Raw genomic sequence first — 22,338 nt, forward strand, 5'->3', positions numbered from 1 at the left:
GGCACGAGGGCGACGGAACGATCGCCCTGTGGCACCTAACCCTGACGCCGGTAGCAACCCGTTCCTTTCGCTGATCGGTGAGTCGGGGCAATTCGGGTTGCCGGCGGGGTTGTCGTTCGTGGATCTGAAGGGGGACTGGCAATCGTCCGGGTTTCCCTGGGATCTCGACGGCGAAGGCAAGCCCGAAGATGAAAAAGACGGAAAAGACGGCAAGGACACGGATAAGGACGACAAAGACGGCAAAAAGGATGATCCCGCCCCACCGCCCGGAGGCGGTTCGGACAAGGGTGGCTCCGGTAAGCCCGCGCCGAAAGGCGGCGGTGCGGGGCCGAGTGGCGGTCCACCCGGCAACAACCGCCCGAGCAGTGGGAACCCGAACACTGGCGGCAGGCCCAACAGCGGTTCGAACTCCAACGGCGGCGGCAACCCCTACAGCGGCGGCCCGGCCAATTACAACTCCGGTGGCGGCCCGATCAAGGTCGATCCGCAGGATCTGATCAACAAGGGTAAGCGGCTCGCGGAACTGCCGAGCGCGCCGAAGGGTCTGTTCGACATTCTCAGCACCCTGAACGACTCCTTGCAGCGGCTGGGAAATCCATGGGGCGCAGACGAGTTCGGTAAACAGTTCGCCGAGGGCGCGACGGGCTATTCGGCGTCGGCCGAAGCGCTGGTGGGCAATGCGAGCCGGGGGTCGGACGCCACCGGGGCGATTCCGATCTTCGGACAGTTGCTCGTCAACTATGGCACCACTATCGAGCAGGCGGGCAAGGCATTTGCCGCGGGCGAGGACCTCTACGCCCAGTGGATCCTGAAGAACTACGTGGACGAGAACGCCAGTGGCGACCCCGGTCCGTACAAGGGCCCGCTCAGCTCCGATCCGAACTTCGGCAAGAACACCGGAAGCAACAACCCGTCCGACCCGCCGCCGGGTGATCAGGACCAGCGGTCCGGCAATGGAGGAGGACAGAATTCGGGTGGATCCACCGGCGGTGGCTCGAATTCCGGTGGTTCTAATCCCGTTGGTTCCTCGGCCGGCGACCCGGATGCCGACCGGCCGAACGGGCCTTCTACGCCGAATCTCGCGGCCACCGGTACTCCCGATCCTGCCGCGCCACTGAGCGTAAAGGCTTCCTCCTCGAACCCGATCGACGCACTCGCGACGCCGGGACCGACGCTCGGCGGCATCCCGGCACACCCCGGCGTCCCCGCGTTCCCCGGTGCTCTCGGTCCGAACGCGTACCGCGCGGCCGATCCGGGAACGGTTGTGCCGGTTGACAAGACCGGTGGTCCGACGACCGGCGGCAAGGGTGGCGGCATTCCGTCGGCGCCGCTGCCGCGGATGCTCGGGGCGGCCTATGACGGGGAGAAGCTGGTGCCGAAAGCCGGTGGCATCGGCGCCCAGTCGCGTGCGGGCGTACTACCCCAGGCCTCGATGCCGGGGATGCCGGGGACGCCCGCGATGGGAAGTGGTGGTCAGTCGGTCCCGGGCAAGGAGAAGCGGCAAGAGCGTCGTGAGCCGCCGGTCGAGGAACAGTTCGAGCCCGAGCCCGACGCTGCCGACCCGTGGCATGGGCCCGGTCGGCGAGACGGCGGCCGGTGATGTCGATTCCCGATGCGGTCCGGCAATCCGATATCAACCTGCCCGAGGACCTGCGGTGGTTGAGCTGGGTCGCCGGTAGCGCGTGGCCGGAGGGCAGCGAGAACGGCATGTTCGCCCTGGCTGACGCCTGGTCGGAAGCCTCGGCGGGATTGACCGGGCTGGTCTCGAACATCGAAGACGCGGTGGACGAGATTCTCTCGGCGTATCCGTCGGCCGGTGCGGGTTCGGCCATGGCGCGCACCCTGCAGAACCTCACCGATGAGTCGGATCAGGCCTCGTTGCAGGCTATCGCCAAATCGCTCGGTCAGCTTGCTGATTCGTGCGATCAGGTCGGTTGCGCGATTCAGCAGAACAAGATCATGATCATCGTCGGCCTCGTCCAGCTGGTCTACGAGATCGCGCTCGCGTGGCTGTTCCCGCCGACCGCCGGCCCGGCTCAGGCGGCGTTGATCGGGTGGTACCGCATTGTCTTCCAATACTTGAAGCAGCTGTTGCGGCAGATGCTCGTCGCCGCGCTGAAAGCCATGGGCCAGCAGGTGATTCTGACGCTCCTGATCCAGCTGGGACAAATGGCGGCCGGACATCGCGATGGTGTCAACGGTAAGGATTTGTGGTTCGCGGCGCTGGGCGGCGCGCTGGGTGGTGCGTTCGGCGCGATGTTCGGCAAGCTCGGTGGTGATCTGTTCAAATTCCTGGGCGGAAAGATCACCCGTTCGCAATTCGACAGCCGGTTCCAGCAGCTCATGCGCGGCGCCGTCGAGGGCGGCGCCGGTGGTGTCGGCGGCATGGTCGGCGGCGGCATCGCCAACCAGGTCATCAACGGTGGCGAATTCGAACTGGACCCGCGGATGCTCGGCGCCGGTGCCGCGGGCGCGTTCAGCGGCGGCGCGGGACGTTGGCGCGGCGCCGGCGCCGGCGGCGGCAAAGTGCACGTCGATCCGGTCGGTGGCCCGCGCAGTCCGGCCGGATCGACACCACCGACCAAAGTGCCGCCGTCGGCCTCGGATACCGGACCCGCGGCTGCGCCCAAGAGTGCTTCGGACTCGCCGAATGTCAACGCAGGGAAGGGGAGTGGCGCGCAGCCGAACGAATCGCTGTCCGAATACCGCAGTGGGTCCTCGGCATCCGACCACGGCGGTGATCAGACCGACTCGACCGTGAGCTCACCGCACCGGAACACCGCCGAGGACAACCTGTCGCAGCAGGCGTCGTCCGCGAAATCGGGTGGTGACGACTCTTCCGCACCGAACACCGGTCGCGCGCCCGCGAACCATGAACAATCGGAATCGACTGCGCAGCAGCAGTCTTCCGATATGGCCGAGCCCGCGCCGCAGCAGCACGACGGCGGTCAGCTCGTACCGCAGCCACACAACGCGGCAAACGCATCCCAGCAGCCGGCGTCGAACGCGAGCGGCGGGGACAAGTCCACGAGTTCGTCGCCATCCGCCCAACGTGGCGCGGACACCAAAGTTGTTGCAAGCCGCGACAACCTGACGACGGCACCGAAGAGCGACGTATCCGGTGACCACTCGGCGCGCGCGCAACCGCGGGCGGGTGGCGCACTCGATGCTCCGGAGTCCATTCAAGCGAAACAAGTCGACTCGACCGTCGCGCCCAGGCCGGACGAGGTGTCGTCGTCCCCGGTACAGCGGCGTGCGGAATCCGCGCAACCCGAGATCGATTCGGTGTCCCCGAACCGGCCGGATGCTCCGCAGGGAACCCGGCCGAACCCCGAGAATTCGGCCGCGGCAACCGACAGGACAACGCCGGTCAAGGAACCAGCCGGTGCTCCGAAACCCCAGGGCGACAAAGGGGAGAAGGCTCCGGCGCGCGACACCTCGGCCGCGCCCGTGGCCGAACCGCGGGCCCGCGCGGGCGCCAAAGGCATAAAGGGCGTCAGCGACGACCTGGCTCTCGTGGGAAAGATCGACGAGGCCACCGGCCTGCGCTGGCGGCTGGTCGAGACATCGCTGCTCGATCCGGCCTGGCCGGGTGGCAAGGCTTTCGTCCGGGAAGTCCTGGGCTTCGAGCAGACAATGCAGATGCTCCGTGGCAACAAGTCCCCGCACGAAGGCCGGGACCTGTTTCGGCCATTCCAGGACGGTGACTTGCCGATGCGCCCTGGCTTCGGCCAGAAGAAGGCGGCCGACGCTGCCGACGGTCTCGGCGAGGGCGCGGGCGGCGGCGTCCGTGGTTACGACGAACGGAACTCCCGTGGTGTGTTCCGGTTCAACACCGACGAGTTGCCCGATCACCGGTACACGATCGACAAGGACGGCCTCTGGTCCAAAGCCTCCGATTCGGAATCCAACGGTAAGCCGGATCCCGAATCGGACGTGATCCCGCGCAAGGGCGCCACAACGATCGAGGTGCCGCGCCAGGGCCCGATTCTGCAGCGCTGGGCCGAAATGTCCGCGCCCGCAATGCGTACCGTGGTCGGCGACCATGACGGCAACTGGTACGTCGGCAAGAACCTGCACCACGAGCAATTCCACAACGCGGGCGTTTACGTGGCTTTCCAAGCACATTTCGTCAACGGGAAAATGGTCGCGGTGCACGACTGGGCAGGTGCGTACCAGCCCTCGCCGACCCGGGTGAAAGCCGCGCTGGAAAAGCTCGGGATCTACGGCGATCTGGACCATTACGACCAGCAGGGACGCAAGTACACCGATTCCGATCGGGAGGGTTGGACGCAGGCCGCCGAACCGACGCCGACTTCGCGAAAAAGCCCTGCGACAGAAGATGATTCGAATGAGCGCCCCGAGCCGTTCACCCGTGCCGTCTCCGATGAGCCGCAGCGGGACTTCCTCCGGGAAGCCGAAGATATCACCCGGATGTACAAGCGTGAAGATTGGGAGAACGCCACACCCGAGGACCTGCGGGAGGCGCTGCGGGGCAGCGTCCACCACGATGCGCGCGACGCGGAAAGCGTTGCGAAATATCACCGCGCGGTGACCGCCGCCGTCGAAACCATCCGGCGGGGGACAACGAAGTTCGACGACGACGGTGCGGAGGTGTCGCCGGGCAAGGTCCTGCGCTGGACCCAGGTGATGGGCACGATGGGAATGCGCGAGGGCCCCATCAATATGGACGCGGGCGAGGGTAAGACGTTCGTCTTTCTTGCCGATTCGATTCTGAAGGCCGCCGCCGGTGACTCGGTGCACGTCTTCACCACTCGCGACACTCTGGCCAACGATGCGGTCAACCTGTACAAACAGGTTCTCGGGGTGCTCGGCCCGGACGTGTTCAACGTGGTCAGGATGAACCCGAACGGCGCCGACGAGTCCGGCCTCGATCCGGCGAAGCCGACCATCTATATCGGCACCCTCGACGATGCGGCATTCGGGCAACTCCGCGGCAAGTTCATGCGCGGCGATATCGCGGTCATCGACGAACTCGACGAGGCGCTGTACTACGCCGACACCACCTGGATCATCTCCGACGGCCCCAGCCTGGCCGCGGATCCGCATATCGCCTCCCGCATCATGGCGGCTCGGCACTTTCTCGACAATCGGCTGAATTCCGGGGATCTGAGCCCCGCGGACTTCGATCGAACGGACGGGCAGATCGGCGGCCCGGCGAAGCTCAACGCCGAGGGCGCCGAGAAGGTCAGAAGACTACTCGCTGAAGAGGATCCCGGCGCGAGCCCCGACGAGCTCGCCGTCCAGATCGACCGGGTGAATTCCGCCGCCTCGGCGCACTGGGAGTTCGTCGAGAACGACCACTACATCGTGCACCGAGGTGGCGACGGCGTCGACAAGGTCTACATCATCGACCAAACCACCCACAAGGTGATGTTCGATCCGGCGACCTCGACCGAGAGCCGGTGGAACGGCGGTTTGGCGCAGGCCATCGAGGCCAAGCACGGGATCACGATCCGGGGCGACTCGGTGTCTTCACAAAGCCTCACCGCCAAGACCATGCTCGCGGAGCGGTACGAATGGCTCTCGGGCGCTTCGGGCACGGCCGAGGGGGTGTCCGGCCACCTGGTCGACAACTACGGGATGAAGCCGGTAGTCACGGTTCCGCGCTTCACGGAATCGAAACTGGACACTCTCGAGGCGAATCTGGCTCCGAACCAGTTGGCCAAGCATGATGCGATCGCCGACAAACTCATCAGTCGGCACAGTGCCCAGGCGCGTCCCGAGCTGGTGATCACCAACCGCAACAGTGAGGTCGCCGAGATCTCGGCCCGGTTGAAGCTCGCGAATATTCCGCACGAGGTCGTCGATGCTCGGTGGTTCGCCGACCGGGGCCCCACTGCGGAAGCCGATTTGAAAGCGATCTTCGACAAGGCGGGTCAGCTCGGCGAGATCCTGATCATCAACCGTCAAGGCGGCCGTGGCGTCGATATCGAGATCAGCGATGCCGTCAACGCGGTCGGTGGCCTGCATGTCAGCATTTCGGGCAAGTCGGATGTGCGTGACATCGATATCCAGGCCGAGAACCGCGCCGCGCGCAACGGTCAGAAAGGCAGTGTCGAATACTTCCTCGCAGCCGATGACGCGCTGTTCGCCGGCGCTCCGCACCACGCCCAGACGATCATCCGCTACACCGACGCGGTCACCAGCCACGAGAACGCGACGGTCCGGCTCGACGAGGCAAGGGCTACAAGGGATCTCGCGGAGAGCGCCGATGCCGCGGGTAGCACCGCGCGGACCCGCGCGGTCCGGGACACGGCCTTCGACGACTACGCCGTCGCGCGGGACGCGCACCAAGCGGCAACGGCCGAACGCGAAGCCGCCGAGACCGCGGTGCGGGCCGCGGCGTCGAACCTGCAAGCGGAAAACGCCGCACGGCGGATGGGCCGCACCGTGGCGCCGCCGATCGCCGTCGCCGCGAGCGCGGCACAGCACACACCCGCGCGGGACCTGGATATCCCGTCGCCGATACCCGAGCAGCAGGCGGACCTCGTGCAGCCGGAAACCGATGTCTCCCAGGCGGCTACCGGTTCGTTCTGGGACGACCTGACCGGTGCCGAACCGCCGCAGCTGTTCGGCGACGATCAGTTCGGTCCGCCGGTGCCGCCGCTCGCCGTCGTCGACTTCCCAGGCCTGTTCGTAGCCGATACCACCGGGCATCTGGTCGCGTTCGGGACCGAGGAAATGCCGGTGGTGCGGACCTATTCGCACGAGCAGAACCTCGTGCACGAGATCGAACATCCGGTTTCCGGTCCGGTGGTGCTCGACAGCGCCCTGGTGGCTGAGCTTTTCACCACCCGGACGCGCGATGACGGCACGGTGGTGGTGAGCTCGACGGCGACAGGGGCGCATGTCGTCACCGCCGGGGCCGCGTCGATGTTGCCCGCCGGATCCGTCTACGGACGTCCCGATCCGCTCGACTCGACCAAGTTCACGCTGTACGGCGGGTCGACTGTCGGCTGGTTGTCCGTGGACGCGAATCGGATCGGCGTGACGGCGCGCCGGGCAACCGGCCCGCTCCAGCGTGACGATGTCCCCGAAGCGGCGTTTGTCAACGGCCACGGACCCGCACCGGCGGTACTGTTCGCGGACCCGCGGAGTCGTGTGCTGGGCAGGCAACTGGCGGAGCTGGCCGACGAGATCAAAGCCAGTCGCAACGATTCCGCACTGCGTGCCGAGTTGACCGCGCGGCGGACGGCATTGCACGACGAGTTGGAGAATCACTTCGCGAACCTGCCGATGGAGCAGCGCACCATCGCTGTGGCACGCGCGATGCAGCTGGGGAGCATCGATCGGCACACGGTGAAACTTGCCGCCGAGCACCAGATTTCGCTCGAGACGGCGCGCGCGGAGATGAAGGCCGAGCTGGTCGCGGCGCTCGCGGGCAAAGATATCGCCGTGCGGATCTCCGAGGATTCGCTGCTGGAAGTACTGCAGGAGGGCCGGTTCAAAACGATCTTCGATCTGGGCGACACCGGCACCGGAATGGATGACCGAGCGCTGCTCGAAGCCCGCTGGTTCGGCCATGACCGGAATGACCATCCGATCGATAAGCGGGCCGTCTACGGGTACGTTCGCGTCGGCGGTGAACAGCCGGTCGGCGACCTGCACGACGAACGATTGAATGTCTACGGCGACGCCGTGGTCGTCCTGAAGTCCGCGGTGCGGGCCCGGACGACGGTGTGCGTGGGAGATTCCATCGGGGATCAGCTCAATGTCTATCCTTCGAGCCTCGAGGACCCCGCACCGGAGTCCTTCGGCGTCTACCCGCCACGCAGGCCCGGCCTGCCGAGCGCCCATGTCGGTCTGCGGCGAGACCTGACGCATTCGGATTTCCGGAAGTGGGGGTATGTGGAGGCGCAGGTGCACGGTGGCGTCACCAGTGCCGACATCGATCATGTGGTCTTCAAGTGGGAGCCGGAAACAGCCCTGCGGGATCAGCTCCGTGCAGCCGGAATTCCCTGGAAGGTACTCGAGCACACCGACCTGCCGATAGTGAACAAGCCGGGGCAGGTGGACCCCGCGATCAGCAGCGGATGGGAAACCTATCTCAACTCCTCGCGCGTATCCGATGATCCGAATGCGTTGCGCGGCAAGAACTTCCTGGGTGTCACGGTCAGTTTCACCTACGCCGACGTGGTGACCCAGGACCTGATCGGACCGGCTGGGACGCCGATCGGCGTCAGTTACAAGCACGTCGAGTCGGAGATCGAGGGGGCCGAGCGCTGGGCGGGTGCGCAACAGTGGCACGACAAGGTGGTGCGTACCCGGCCCGGTCAAACCGGCAACGATGTCTTCGCTGGTCAGACCAGGGTCGGGCACGAGGTCGTCGCGGCGCCGTGGGCGGCCGAATACGGCGGGGTCGGCCGGGAACCGATTTTCGTCAACGCCCACGCTGGTCCGAACACCTTCGAGATCCGGCTGCGAACCGGAACGACGCTCGAGGTGAGCGGCGCGACATTCGCCAAGCTCGTCGAGCAGTCTGCGGCGCTGGAAGCCGCGCGCGCCGCCGGTGGTCCGAGCTCGGTCGTGCTGGTCGCGTGTGAGCCTGCGAAAGGTTCGGCGGCAACCAATTTCGCGGCTACGCTGCACCAGAGGTTTCCGGCCGCGCCGGTGCATGCCGCCGCCAGCGCGGTCTGGATCTCCAACTGGCGCAACCCGGCCGCGCCCACTGTTCGTTACCGCTACCTCGCCGCCGACAACAATGCCGGCTGGGTGAGTTTGCACAGCGACGGCACCCGGGTCGAGCACGCCGGCACCCGCTATCCCACCGGCGCGACCGGATCGTCCACCACCGCCGCAACCAAGCTCGCCGGGTCGAATTCACTGGCTTCCAGCCGCAATCCGATCGTGCGGCAATGGAAAGAAGTCCTCGATCCACCGGTGAGCTCCCCGCTGACGACGACCACGGCGGAAGGCGTGCGCGGCACGAACAAGCAGCACACCGAGTTCGAAGTCTCGGACGTACTCACCCGAGCCCTGCTCGACAAGAGCGGCACAACGATCGGAGTGTCGTTCGTCCTCGAGTCGGAGGGGCAGCGCGAGGCGATCAAGTGGGCGCGCGCGGCATCCGGGCAGGACATGGTGGTGCTGACCGATACCGGTCAGGACGTGGACGAGGTCACCAAGTGGCGCTTGGAATTCGGCAAGAATGTCGTCGACGCGCCATGGAAGATCGACTATGCCCAGGACGGTCCGGGTCCGGTCTATATCGACGCGCATGCGAACTCGAAGGGGTTCATGGTCGAGATCATCTGGAAGAGGGGGACGAAGCAGGAGTCGACTCGGTCGGTGCAGGTCGACGGTGCCAACTACGCCAAGATCGTGAAGGCCGCCGGGCACTTCCAGGAGGCGCTGCGGACGGGTGGTCAGGCGACGGACCGGTCGCTGGTGCTGATCTCGTGCAAGGCGGGCAAACGGACGGCGGCGACCGATTTCGCGCTGGCGATGCGCGATCTGCTGCCCACCGCCCCGGTGCACGCGGGCGCGGGCGTGGTGATGGTCAGCGCCAAGAAGGCGGGGAAGACCTTCGCCACCCTCGGCGTCAACAACGACCGGGGCTGGGTCACCATCGGTTCCGATGGCGCGAAGGTGGTGCAGCAGAACACGATCAAGCATGCGTCCGCCGCGATGGGCGGGACACCTGGGCGGTCTACGGGGACACGGACCGGCGCGGTGCGCGAGGTGGCCGAGGAGACGGTGGCCGACACCACCGCGCAGTCCGGGGCACTCGTCGGCCCCACGGTGAGCAGTGGCTGGCGCACGTATCTGAACTCGTGGCGGGTATCCGGCGATCCGGACGTCCTGCACGGCAAGAACGCCTTCGAGTTGCCGGTCAATTTCACCTACGCCGACGTCGTCGCGCACGAGATGTTCGGACCGACCGGAGCACTGACCGGCCTCTGCTTCCAGCACGTCGATCTGGAACTCGACGTAAATCGGCGCTGGGCGGCCGCGACGGAGTGGCACGACAAGGTGGTGCGCACCCAGCCGGCGCAGACCGGGAAGCAGGCCTTCCATGGTCCGATCAGGGTCGGACAGGAGGTGGTCGACGCGCCGTGGGTTGCCGAGTTCACCCGGACCGGACACCGACCGGTCTTCGTCACCGCCCACGCGGGTCCGAACACGTTCGAGATCCGGCTTCGGACCGGAACCACGCTCGAGGTGAACGGTACGACGTTCGCGAAGATCGTCGAGTGGTCACCGGGACTGCGAGGCCCGCTGAGCACCGGTCAGGCGACCTCGATCGTCCTGCTGGCCTGCAAACCCGCGAAGGGTTCGGCGGCAACGGATTTCGCGCGCACGCTGCACCAGAATTTCCCGCATGCGCCGGTTCATGCCGCCGCTACCTCGGTCTGGCAGTCGACCATGCGTTATCCGGCGCGGCCGAATGTCAACTATCGCCTGCTCGCGGCGGACCGCAATGCCGGTTGGGTGACATTGCACAACAACGGCACTCGAACAGAGCACGCATCCACTCGCTACCTCGCCCCGACCGCCGCTTCGAGTGGCGTGGTCGGCTCCGGATCGACCATCGGTGGCGCGCTCAGCGCTCCGCTGCGTTTTTCCTCGGACCAGGAAACCACCGAGGTGGTCGCGGCGGTAACCCCCGCCGAAGCGGCCGCGAACGACGCTCGCCTGTGGAAGTGGCTCACCCGCAACATGTTCGACGACGCCTTCGACCACGCGGTGCGCGGACGCAGGCTGCGCGACGGGTCCGATCTCGAGGAATTGTCCGATCTCGAGGGTATGTCGGAGGATGCGTGGAACCCGGCGCCGGGCGCGGGCTTGCTCGCCGATACCGCCGAGGTCCAGTGGAGCGATGACGAACTCGCCACGCTGTTCGCCGAGCCGGACGCCGGCTCGACGGCAACGGCGCTGAGCCCACCCGCTGCGACGGCGGAGCATCACCCGCCGACCACGGAAACCTTGGGGGCGTTGCCGTTGCACGTCGCCCCGGCCGCCGAGGCGTTCGTTCGCGGCGATCGATGCGTGCTGATCGACGGACTCGGCACCGCGCACCGGCTCGACGTCGGCAGCGGCTGGCGCGCCGTGAAGGGAACGTTCAGCCATCCCGGCACCGGCGCCGAATACATCGGGCTGGTTCCGCTGGATCAGCAGCACGATGCCAGTCCGATCCGGATCCGTAAGACGTTGCTCGCCGAGGCATTCGAGGAGAATGCCGCCACGTTCTTCTGGGAGACGACCTACTTCTTGGCCCGTGCCGGTATCGGAATCGAAGGGTCCGGCGACACCCCGGTCTGGCTACCTCCGGGTGCCGTTGTGGCGGTGAAACACGCGCACCATCCCGATGGGACACCGGATCCGAGCCGGACGATGCTCGGGCGCCCGAAGGCCGCTTCCTGGCACACCCTGGACAGCGACATCCTCGGTCCACTCGTCCCCGAGCTGCGCCGGGCGAACAATCCGCTCTGGGATGAGATCAGCGGTCCCCGGGTGTCGGACGTGCGGCAGGGCGCGCTGGACAACTGCTTCCTGGTCGCCAACATGATGGCGCTGGCCCGCAGCCCGCTGCCCTTGCTCCGCGAGATGATGACCGATCTCGGTGACTCCGTCGCCGTCCGGTTCTTCGACAAGAACGGTGACGCGGCTTGGGTACGGGTCTCCAAGGATCTCTATGTCAACGGCGACAACAGCACTCGCTACGCCGCCGACCTGGGTGTGTTGTGGCCCGCAGTCCTGGAGAAGGCCTACGCGGTCTTCGTCGGTGAATTCGGTTACGCCGGACTCGACGGCGGCAGTCCCGGCACCACCGCCGCGACGATGCTGCCCGCCACGCTGCCCGGCGGATTGCGGTTCCAGCCGTCCCGGGCGGTCACCGATGCCTATTTCCATCATCCGATGCGCATGGACATCGACGAGCTCCGCAGCCTGGCCGGGAGCGATGACGAGTTCGCTCGCGCGGTCTCCGCATTGCGTGGCGAGTGGGAAGATCGGGTGCGCGATCATCGCGCGCGCGAGGCGAATCCGATGGGCGCCGACGCGGATCGCGCACAGGTGCTGGCACTGGTGGCCGGCAACGGGAACAACGTGTGGGCGGCCGTGCGTGAGTTCTACCGGCTGATCCGGCCGGACAACCCCGGCTCGACCGAAGGGTTCCGGCGCTTCCTGAACCATGAGTTGAGCCCGGAGCAGCGCACGCGCTGGGCTTCGAACATCGAGCGCCTCGTCGATTCCGTGGACCGGGCGGCGTCCTGGCGCACCCGTGAGCTGGACCAGCAGACCGGCAGGCACATCGCCGAACGCGTCGACTTCGCCTTGGGCCGAGGCGATCTGGTGATGCTGGGTACGCGCAACTGGGGTCGCGACGACACAGTGCAATTCCCAGGCCTGGCAGGCAATCACGGCTACACGGCGCTCGGCGTGCAGCGGGATAGGGACGGCTGCCCGGTGGCGCTGCGGCTGCGCAACCCGTGGGGCACGAACAGATCGGCACAACCTCCGCTGCCGGGGATCACCTTCCGGGCCGACGGTGTGGTGGACGTGGAGCTGCGGCATCTCAACAAATTCGCCACCCTCGCGGTCTGTGGTCCGGGTGCGCGCGGCCTGTTCGGACTCGACCGGCTCGCCCCGCCGGGCGCCGACGACCTGGTCGGAACTCACTCGGAGTCACCGGAACCGGCGCAGATCGCCGACGAGACCGAGCTTCTCGGCGTCGAGTTGCCTGCCACCGACGAGGTCGACGGACAAGCGGTCGCGCACGTCTCGCATCCGATCGATTGGAAGAAGCACCTCGGTGTAATCGGACAGCTGGTCGGTGGAAAGAAGTTGTCCGGCACCGTGGATCACACCGTTGTGCGGTTCCGCGCCAAGAATCTGGTCCAGGAACCGATCCTCGATCACCAGGGCCGCACGGTGGGCATCACCTTCCTCTACGGGCCCGACGAGTTGGAGGTGCTTCGTACCTGGGGCAAGGCGCCGAACGGCCACGGGATGGTCTTTCGCACTCGGCCAGGCGAAGCCGGCACCGCCGCGCTCGCCGGTGACCGGAATCGAATCGGGTTGGACCGGTTCGTCCCGGCTCCGTGGGAGGCCGAGTACCAGCAGGACAAGCCGGGTCCGTTCTACATTTCGGTGCACGCCGACAGCCGCGGTTTCGAAGTCCGGTCGCGTGGCGGGCGGTCGATCGTCGTCGACGGTACGACCTTCGCTGCTATCGTGCAGGCGTCGCCGGCCTTTGCGGCGGCGATGACATCGGGTCCGTCGCGGTCGGTCGTCATGATCGCCTGCGCGGTAGCGAACGGCCCGGCGGGCGAGCAGTTCTCGGCCGCACTGCACCAGAATTTCCCCGACCGCCGGATCTACGGGTCCCGCGGCGATGTCGATGTCCATGCGCAGAGTGGTCACGGGGTGGGCCTGCTTGCCGCCGGCGACAACGCGGGGTGGATGTCCTACCTGAACGCCGTCGCGACCGACCACGCCGCGACGAGGTACGACGCTCCGGCCACCGATGGCAGGGCGGCATTCGTCGAACAGACGGCGAATGGCACCGATATCGGCGACTGGGTCGAGCAGTTGCGGTCGACCGAGCGATTTTTCGGTGAGGAACCGTACTTCGCGGTGACCAGCGACCACCGGGTAATCGGCTTCTTCGGCGCGGACGTACTCGTCAACCCGATGCTCGATCACCAAGGCACTACGATCGGCGTCAATTTTCATCAGCCAGGCCATCTCGAGGACGAGCTGTTGTGGGCGCGGACGGAGAATTTCCACAACGTGGTCACCAGAATGCGCGACGGCGAAGACGATTTGAGTGTGGTGGTACAACGAATCCTGCAGGAAGGGTCGTCTCGCACCGAAAACGTCCGTGCGCCGTGGGCCCTGGACTATGCGCACGGGAAGAATGGACCGGTATATATCAGTGCGCACGCCGATGCGAACGTCTTCGAAATCAGCCTGCGGTCCGGGGTGACCATCGACGTCGACGGGCGGACCTTTGCCTCGATCGTCCGGTCCGCGCACCCTTTCGGCGACGCGCTTGCCTCCGGGCTCGCCGCCGCGCTGGGGACGCCGAAATCCTTCGTCTTGATGGCATGCAAGGTGGCGGCGGGCGACGCGGGATCCGGTTTCGCCGAGGTATTCGGCAGGGCGTTCCCGGGGCGCCCGGTCCATGCGAGCACGGGCACCATCAACACTCATGTCCTGCGGGTCGACAACGAGGAGGGGCCGCCGATACGGATCAGCTGGCTGGGTGCGAGCCACAATGCCGGCTGGATGTCCTATCGCAACGGCCAGCAGATCCGGCACGACCATACCCGGCACCCACCGCCACACCCCGATTCGACCGAATCCAGCTGAGAAGACTGATCGAGAAGGGCTCATCAATGACCGAGCAGAGCAACGACAACGACGCGGAATGGCTGTTCCTGATCGATCCGGGCTGGCAGCCCGCCGACGAGGACGATCGCCCGCCCGCGCACGCGGTGCTGGGCGGCTGGTTCGTCGATACCGACGGCACGGCAGGCGAATTCCAGCCCAACCCGGACTATCGCCCCGCCGACGCGGGGTCGTTCATCGACCCGATCGACGCGACATTGCGGCTGGTCCTGGAGAAGCGGGCCGAACCGGGCCAGCTGCTCGCGACCCTGCGCGGTGCGGTGGTCGGTGTCGCGGTCGACGAGAACGGCAATCCGGTCGTCGCGGCGTCCCCGGATCAGATCCCCTGCGTGCTGGTGACCTCGGCGCCCGAGCACCGCCGGCACGCGCAGGTCGAAGGCTGGACCGAGGTCTCGATGGCCGAACTCGCCGCGGCGCTGCCGGAGGAGGGCATCGATGTCCTGATCAATCCCGGCGCTCCCGCATCGATGCGGCTGCTCGCCGGTGCGGTCAAGGCGGCGGTCGCCGTCGCGACCTGAGTGTGTGGTCGCTGAGCTGGCGTGCGCCGGCTCAGCGACCGTGGTTCAGAACGGGAATTCCTCGAAAGCCTTTGACTGATACCGCATTTCGGCGATGTGCTCGGGCGTCAGCAGCCGGTCGGGTACCGGTTCGTCGCGCCGCGTGAAGCCCGGCCGGGCGAGCAGTGCGGCCACGGCGAGCACCTGGAGATCAGCCGGCGCCACCGTGTAGCGACCCGCGGCATCGACCACGCGCGCGTCGACCACGATGCACACGCTGCCGACCGCGACGACCGGAGCTCGATCGCCGCGCTCGGCCACGATCCTCGGCAGGTGCTCGGGGACGCTCGGCTCGTTCATCACAGGCCTTTCCGATCGGACCGGATCACAGGGCGGGCAGCTGACAGATCTGGACGAGCTCGCGCCCACGCGTGCGTGACACCAGCATGCCCCGGCCCGGCGGATACTGCGCCGGGCGCACGTCACCGAGCAGCACACCCTCGTCCTTGGGGGTGCTCATCAGAATGCCGTCGACCGACATGTCCTTGAGCGGGCCCAGGACATTGTCGTAGAGCGCACGCGACGCGCCGCCGGCTCGCCGCGCGATCACCACGTGCAGGCCGATATCGCGGGCCTGCGGGAGCAGATCCATCAGCGGCAGCAGCGGATTGTTCGACGCCACCATGTCGTAGTCGTCGACGATCACATAGACCTCCGGGCCGGTCCACCAGCTGCGTTCCCGAAGCTGCGTGGGGGTGATGTCGGCGCCCGGCATCCGCTGGGACACAAATCCCGCGACCTCTTTGAGGGTCGGGACCGAGGTTTGCGCCGAGGTCGAATATCCGGCCAGGTGCGGGCCATCGATGGCGCCGAGCATGGTGCGGCGATAGTCGACCATAATGACCCGGGCATCGTTCGGGCTGGAGTTCTCCACGATTCCCTGCGCGATATTGCGCAGCAGTGTGGTCTTGCCGCAGCCGACGTCGGCGAAGACCAGCAGGTGCGGTTGCTCCTCGAAGTCGAGCACCATCGGCGCCAGTTCCGATTCGCTCAGTCCGATCAGGACCCGTTTGTTGTCCAGGCGCAGGCCCTGCGCCCGTGCGGTTTCCAGCACCTGTGCCCGGTCCAGTTCCAGCGGGAGTTGACGCACGGGGGGTGCGTGGCGGTCACCGTAGACCCGCACCATCGCTTCCTTGGCCGCGGCGACGCCCTCGGCGAGGGTCCCCGGGTCGACGTCGGTGTCGAGGCGGGGCAGCGCGATCAACATGTGCAGTTTGTCGGGAGTCATGCCGCGGCCCGGGCGATTGATCGGAACGCCCACTGCCGCACGACGATCCATCTCCGAGTCCGACGGGTCGCCGAGGCGCAGTTCGATCCTGGTGCCGATCTGGTCCTTCACCACCGGCCGGATCTCGGCCCACCGGTTGGCGCCGAGCACGAGGTGGATGCCGTAGGACAGACCGCGCGCGGCCAAACCGAGCACCTGGCCTTCGACGATGTCGAAATCCTCCCGGAACGCCGCCCAGCCGTCGATGACCAGGAAGACATCGCCGAACAGGTCGGCCGAGAGCGGGTGCGCCGCGCGTTCGCCCTCGGGCAGCTCGGCGAGCTGCGCCTTCAGTTTCCGGAAGTCGCGCATGTTCTCGATGCCGAGGTCGAGAAAGCGGCGTTCACGCTGCCGCAACAGCATGCTGAGCTCGGCCACTGTCCGCCGGACGCGGTCGCCCTCGAGGCGACCTGCCGTCGACCCGACGTGCGGGAGACCGGCGAGCGCGGACAGTGTGCCGCCACCGAAATCGAGGCAGTAGAACTGCACCTGCTCGGGGGTGTGAGTGGCCGCGGCAGCCGTGATGATGGTGCGCAGGGTGGTCGACTTGCCCGACTGCGGCCCACCGACCACCGCGATATTGCCCTGGGCGCCGGCCAGATCGATCGTGAGGACATCGCGCCGCTGCTCGTAGGGCTTGTCGACGATGCCGATCGGCAACCACAGATTGCCGTTGCGGTTGCTCTCCGAACGCCAATCCTGCTCGGGCAGCAGCATATCCACGGTGGGCGAGATCTCGAGCGGCGGCAGCCAGACTTCGTGCGCGGGTCTGCCGTGCCCGGTCAACCGCTCGACCACCACCTGCAGCAGTGACTGCTCGTGCGTAGGGGTGAGGGGTTCGGTCGCGGTTTCGCCGAGCAGTTCGCTCAGGTCCGGCAGTTCCACCGGGACCGGCTGCGCCGTGCGGACCGCGACGGCCGCGGCGGTGAAGAGGTCGACCGCGCCCGCTGTGCCGGTCGCCTCGGCGACGGCACGGTCACCGGCGGGCGGCACATAGGTACCCGACACGTAGGTCGCGTTGAACCGCAGCGGGTCCGAGGAATCGCTCTTGAGATATCCGGCGCCGGGTTGACCGGGCAGGTGATAGGCGTCGGTGATGCCGAGCACCTGGCGGGACTCGCCAGCGGAGAAGGTGCGCAGGCCGATTCGGTAGGACAGGTGCGAGTCCAGACCGCGCAGCCGGTTCTCCTCGAGGCGCTGCGATGCCAGCAGGAGATGCACCCGCAGCGATCGCCCGAGCCGGCCGATCATCACGAAGAGCTCCGCGAAATCCGGCTTCTGCGAGAGCAATTCGGAGAACTCGTCGACGATGATGAACAGTGCCGGCAGCGGATCGAGCTGGGCTCCGTTGGTGCGCGCCTTCTCGTATTCGGTGACGTTGGCGAAGTTCCCAGTCGCTCGGAGCAGTTCCTGACGGCGGGTCAATTCACCGGCGAGAGCGTCACGCATGCGGTCGACCATCGAGAGTTCTTCCTCGAGATTGGTGATCACCGCGGAAACATGGGGAAGGGGGTCGAGACCGAGGAAGGTCGCACCGCCCTTGAAGTCGACCAGGACGAGGTTGAGCAGATCCGGCGAATGGGTGGTCACCATCGACAACACCAGCGTGCGCAGGAACTCCGACTTGCCCGAACCTGTGGCACCGATACACAATCCGTGCGGGCCCATGCCGCTCTCCGCGGATTCCTTGATGTCGATCTCGACGGGCGTGCCGTCGGGAGTGACGCCGATCGGAACCCGGAGGCGTTCGCGCGCGGATCGGGGCCGCCACACCGACTCGGCGTCGATCGTCGCGGCGTCGGGAATCGACAGTAGCGACATCAGACCGGGATCGCCGGAGACGTCGTCGCCGAGATTGACGATCTGGGCGGTGGTGGCGATCCGGAACCGAGCCATGGCGCGCGCGAAGGTGGCGGCCACCTCGGGGCTCAGCCGATCGGGACCCGCGAAATTCTCCACCGACCCGCCGGTGCGCGCGCCGATCACGTCCTCGTCGACGACCAATTGCAGGCCGCGCCGGACCGCGAGCCCGGCTGGTGGCGCGGTCAGGTCCAATACGGTGACCGAGTCGAGGCCCGCGTCGCTGATCGTGCGTTCGGAACCGCTGACATAGCCGTCGTCGATGACGACGACCACGTGCAATCGCCCCGTGGTCGGCGGTGCGTTGCGCAGGAACCGGCCTCGTTCGAGCAGGTCCTCGCTCAATGCGCTCTCGAGCTCCGAGAGCGACTCGTAAACCATGCGCGCCGAGCCGATCCCGTCGCGATCGCGCGGATGTTGCAGGTGCGGAAGCCATTTCGTCCATCGCCAGGTCTCCGCGTCGGGGTCGGCGGTGACGATGGCGAAGATCATGAAGTCCGGACCGTGAAAAGTGGCCAGTTCCATCAGCATCGACCGGAGCAGAGCGCGCCCGTGCTCCCGCGGGCCTTCTATGTTGACCGCGGGGAACGCGCGCAGCGAGATGGCGGTCGGCAGGCCGTGCACGACCGAGTGAGTGCGCACGAACCGGCGCAGCGCCACCGTCGCCACCGGTTCCAGGTCTTCGAGCGGGCCGGTCTCGGGCCTGGCCAGCTTGGTGGCGAGGCGATGGCTGCCGACGCCGATCCGGACATGCCCGAAGTCGGGGTCACCGGGCCGGCGTTCCCACATCCGCCGGGTGCCGATCAGGGCGTGCAGGTCGACCGGGTGCGGGTGGCTCCAGATCAATGCCGCCCGCTGCGCAGTGCCGGTGCCGCGGACGTCGCGGCGCAATTGATCGAGGTAGCGGAAATAGTCCTTGCGTTCCTCATTGAGCTCGGCGGCCTTCTTGCCACCGCCGCCGGTGCGACCGGCGAACATGCCGACCATCGACATCAGCATCATCATCGGAAACATCATGGCCATGGGGTTGGTCAGCATCGACCGGCCGCTCATGGTGAACATCAGCGCCATCATGCCGACCATGGCGACCACCATGACCAGCGGAAGCAGGCGCTGCCACAGCGGGCCGGGCACCGGCGCGGTGATCTCCGGCGGTGCGTTGAGCACCACGTCGCCGCCGGGCGGCCGCGGCGGAGCGATCCGGGCCAGCCGAATGAAACCTTGTGTACTCATGGCTGTTCCGTTCAGTCGTCGCCGGGCAGAACGAGCGGCATGCGCTGCTTGCGGCGGGAGGGGATCGACAGCGTCGAGAAGATGGCGAGCAGGGTCAGACAGATCGCGGCGCCCGTCACGCCGATGCGCCGCGGCCACGGGTTCACCGGTGCGATCGGGGTCGGGCCCGCGATCTGTTCGCGGGCCGCCGGATCATGGAGCGGCGGATTCGGCAGTACGGCGGTGAGCGCGGCTACCGGGTCGACCATGCCCGCGCCGATCCGGGCGTCGTGGCCGTCGCCGGGGGCATGCGCCGTGCCGATGATGCGATCCATCACCTCTTTGGCGGACAGCTGCGGAAAGCGTGCGCGCACAAGGGCCGCCAGGCCTGCGACGTAGGCGCTGGAAAAGCTGGTTCCCGCCACCGGCGATACCTGACCGTCGGCCTGCGGGGTGCCGTTGACCAGGCCGGTGCCACCAGGCTTGCTGTCGAGTGAAATCAGGTTGCTGCCGGGGGCGGCCACCGAGACCCACGGCCCGTACAGTGTGAACGGCGACGGCGAGCCGTCCGGCTCGACCGAGGCCACCGAGAGCACATAGGGCGAGAACCACGCGGGCGTCGCGATCGTTCTGACCGAATCCCAGCCGGCGCCGTTCTGCTCCTTGCACGCGCCCTGCGATTGCAGGTTTCCTGCGGCCGCTACGACGACGACATCGCGGTCGTAAGCGTATTTCAGTGCGGCGCCGAGCATCCCGTCCACCGGGCCGGCACCGGCGGGCCGGCAGGACACTTCGGAGATGTTGACGACCGTCGCGTGCAGATCCACCGCGCGGACCACGGCATGCGCGAGGGTGGCGACGGTGCCGTACCCACCGGCCGACATGCCATCCGGCCGGTCATTGCCGTAGCTGTTCTTGGCTTGATAGGCCAGGCTGGTCTGCCGGATCGCCAGCACCGTGGCGCCCGGCGCGACACCGGCGAAACCATCGCCGCCGTCCGGGGACGGGTGCGCGGCGATGATCCCCGCGACCAGGGTGCCGTGCCCGTCGCAGTCGGTCGTGCCGTCGGAATCGGAGACGTAGTCCCCGCCCGCGTCGACCGTCAACCGCGGATGGCGATTGACTCCGGTGTCGATCACCGCGACAACCTGTCCCGCCCCGCGACCGAATTCCCAGGCAGCGGCGAGCCCGAGCGCTTTTTGCGCGGCGGGCACCCCGGCCGGACGTGGTCCGGTCCAGCTGGGTTCCGAGCACAGCAGTCGCTGTTGCGAGGGTTCCGGCGGGGCTACCGGGGCGCCGGTGATCAGCAGGCCCGGATCGACCCCCGGCGGCGCGACGGCCCTGGCTGGACCGGCGGGCAGCAACGCCGCCGTGATCGCGAGTGCCGCGACGGCGAGCGCGGCCGGTGCCGATCGTGCGTGGTCACGCATTGCGGGCCAGGGCATAGACGTCGATGATCCAGAAGACCAGTGGCCCGATCAGGCAGATCATCAGGTACTCCAGCAGCTCACCGGCCCGCTGCACGACCGGCGAGATCTCGAGCTTCGGCCCGGCCACCCCGATCAGCAGCGCGAGTGCCGCGACGACGAGCAGCGCGCCCGCGGCGGGCAACGCGGCATCGGTGAGTTGGGTGCCGAGCAGCACCATCGGCGGGATCAGCGCCGAGCAGCCGCCGAGCACCAGCAGCGCAGCCTGGGTGAGGTCGGAGAAGGCACGCCCGCGTCGGGCCAGCACGATGCCGACCGCCACCGCCAGCAACGCGGTCTGCCAGAGGTGGTCCCGGGCCGCCGCGACCACCATGATCGTCGCGAACACCGTCACCGTCACGATCCCGGCGATCATCCCGGACTGATATTCGTTGGCCCGACGGGACCGTTCGCCCAGCCCGGCCGCCGAGGGAATCGAGGTCGCGCCGATCGCGCCGATGCCCTCGATGGTCGGCCGGGGCTCATGGTCACGCGGATCGATCACTCCGCCCGCGGTCGGCACCGGCGGCACCGGCAGCCGCGCGGCCGCGACCGCGATCCGCGGCGTCAGCGTGATGCCGAGCAGTGCGATGAAGATGACTCCGGCCGCGGTTTTGGACGGTGCCACCTGCCACACCGTGGTCGTCCCCGCGGCGCCGAGGCCGAACGCCGTGATCGTGATGACGGCGGTGAACATGGTTGGGCGCACTGCAATCACCCGCATCGCGATCGTCGCGAGCAGCATCGTGACGGCACAACTCAGCAGCACGTGCGGTGCGCCCGGCCGACCGGGCACGAGCGCCGCGGCCCCGGTGCCCATCAGCAGCAACCCGCACAGCGCGAGGACCGTGGCGGGCAGTGTCGCGGCATACCAACGGGCGACGAGCCCGGCTCCGACCAGGACGAGGAGCCCGAACCCGACGCCCGCCGCACCGGCCCATCCGCCGGTCCCGTGTCCCGCCGCGTACAGCAACAGAAGGCACGCGCTCGCGACCGCGGCGATCGCGCCGCCGAGCCCGGCCAGACCCGCGGACTCGGCGGTCCACCCGCGAAACGAGTTGTCGGTCAGCCGGGCCACGGCGTCGATCACGTCATCGAAGAGCGCGGGGGAGTCGACCGAATCCACCGCGCGCAGCACCAGCAGGTCGCCGTCGAAGACCTCGGCCTCGGTGAGCGTCCGAACCGGATCGATCGCGGTGTGGCCCAGCCGGGACAGCGTCCAATGCCGGGCGGCCAGCGGCCCGTCCTCCTCGTGTTCGGACAGGTCCGGATTGCGAGAGGCGATGAGTGTCACCACATCTGGAATGAAATTGGCGATCGGGATCGTGGCGGGCAGCGCTACATCGACCTGAGTGTTCCCGCCGATCACCGAGACTCTGCACAGCTGCGGCTCGATCGCCGTTGACTCGATCACGTGATGACTCCCGAATTCCCTGGTTACGACGATCGGGAAAGTAGCAATCACGGTGCCCCGCGGCAGTGGCCCGACGCGGAGTTCGCTTTGTCGTAACCCGCAGTGTGGCAACGACATGCGGTTATCGCGTCGAGCGCGCGCAGCGGGGTGAACTGTCCGTGAATGGCCGGTGTTCGGCGTCCG

General features: G+C 67.4%; 7 protein-coding genes. 3 read left to right on the plus strand and 4 right to left on the minus strand.

The features are described 5' to 3' along the window. Window positions 1–28 precede the first annotated feature (28 nt). Genes ACHQ4I_RS20840 through ACHQ4I_RS20850 form a run of 3 tightly spaced genes read left to right on the plus strand, consistent with a single transcriptional unit; the run spans window position 29 to window position 14,897 of the window. The gene (locus ACHQ4I_RS20840) at window positions 29–1,600 is read left to right on the plus strand and encodes a hypothetical protein (RefSeq protein ID WP_420773470.1); all 1,572 of its coding nucleotides are present in this window, start codon (window positions 29–31) and stop codon (window positions 1,598–1,600) included. After that, complete coding sequence (locus tag ACHQ4I_RS20845; protein ID WP_420773471.1) at window positions 1,600–14,340, plus strand: WXG100-like domain-containing protein; 12,741 nt, start codon at window positions 1,600–1,602, stop codon at window positions 14,338–14,340. Before ACHQ4I_RS20840 ends, ACHQ4I_RS20845 begins: the two co-directional genes overlap by 1 nt. 26 nt (window positions 14,341–14,366) lie before the next feature. After that, on the plus strand, window positions 14,367–14,897 hold the full coding sequence (locus ACHQ4I_RS20850) for a type VII secretion system-associated protein (protein ID WP_420773472.1): 531 nt from the start codon (window positions 14,367–14,369) through the stop codon (window positions 14,895–14,897). A gap of 45 nt (window positions 14,898–14,942) precedes the next feature. Here the strand turns inward: ACHQ4I_RS20850 and ACHQ4I_RS20855 are convergent, their stop codons facing one another. The 4 genes from ACHQ4I_RS20855 to eccD are packed head-to-tail and all read right to left on the minus strand — an operon-like array spanning window position 14,943 to window position 22,155. Beyond that, window positions 14,943–15,236, minus strand: coding sequence for a hypothetical protein (locus tag ACHQ4I_RS20855; protein ID WP_420773473.1), 294 nt, complete (start codon window positions 15,234–15,236; stop codon window positions 14,943–14,945). Between the two features lie 25 nt (window positions 15,237–15,261). After that, the gene (gene eccCa / locus ACHQ4I_RS20860; protein WP_420773474.1) at window positions 15,262–19,296 is read right to left on the minus strand and encodes a type VII secretion protein EccCa; all 4,035 of its coding nucleotides are present in this window, start codon (window positions 19,294–19,296) and stop codon (window positions 15,262–15,264) included. Window positions 19,297–19,307: 11 nt separating this feature from the next. After that, window positions 19,308–20,720, minus strand: coding sequence for a type VII secretion-associated serine protease mycosin (gene mycP, locus ACHQ4I_RS20865; RefSeq protein WP_420773475.1), 1,413 nt, complete (start codon window positions 20,718–20,720; stop codon window positions 19,308–19,310). Next, window positions 20,698–22,155, minus strand: a complete 1,458-nt coding sequence (eccD, locus tag ACHQ4I_RS20870) for a type VII secretion integral membrane protein EccD (RefSeq protein WP_420773476.1) — start codon at window positions 22,153–22,155, stop codon at window positions 20,698–20,700. Before eccD ends, mycP begins: the two co-directional genes overlap by 23 nt. Window positions 22,156–22,338 lie beyond the last annotated feature (183 nt).

The sequence above is a fragment of the Nocardia nepalensis genome (assembly GCF_048910785.1).
In the GTDB taxonomy this organism is placed as follows: domain Bacteria; phylum Actinomycetota; class Actinomycetes; order Mycobacteriales; family Mycobacteriaceae; genus Nocardia; species Nocardia nepalensis.

Excerpts from the sequence above, each read along its gene's own strand:
- mycP (WP_420773475.1), bottom strand. The coding sequence starts at position 20,720 with ATGCCCTGGCCCGCAATGCGTGACCACGCACGATCGGCACCGGCCGCG.
- ACHQ4I_RS20845 (WP_420773471.1), top strand. The coding sequence starts at position 1,600 with ATGTCGATTCCCGATGCGGTCCGGCAATCCGATATCAACCTGCCCGAG.
- ACHQ4I_RS20850 (WP_420773472.1), top strand. The coding sequence starts at position 14,367 with ATGACCGAGCAGAGCAACGACAACGACGCGGAATGGCTGTTCCTGATC.
- eccCa (WP_420773474.1), bottom strand. The coding sequence starts at position 19,296 with ATGAGTACACAAGGTTTCATTCGGCTGGCCCGGATCGCTCCGCCGCGG.
- ACHQ4I_RS20855 (WP_420773473.1), bottom strand. The coding sequence starts at position 15,236 with ATGAACGAGCCGAGCGTCCCCGAGCACCTGCCGAGGATCGTGGCCGAG.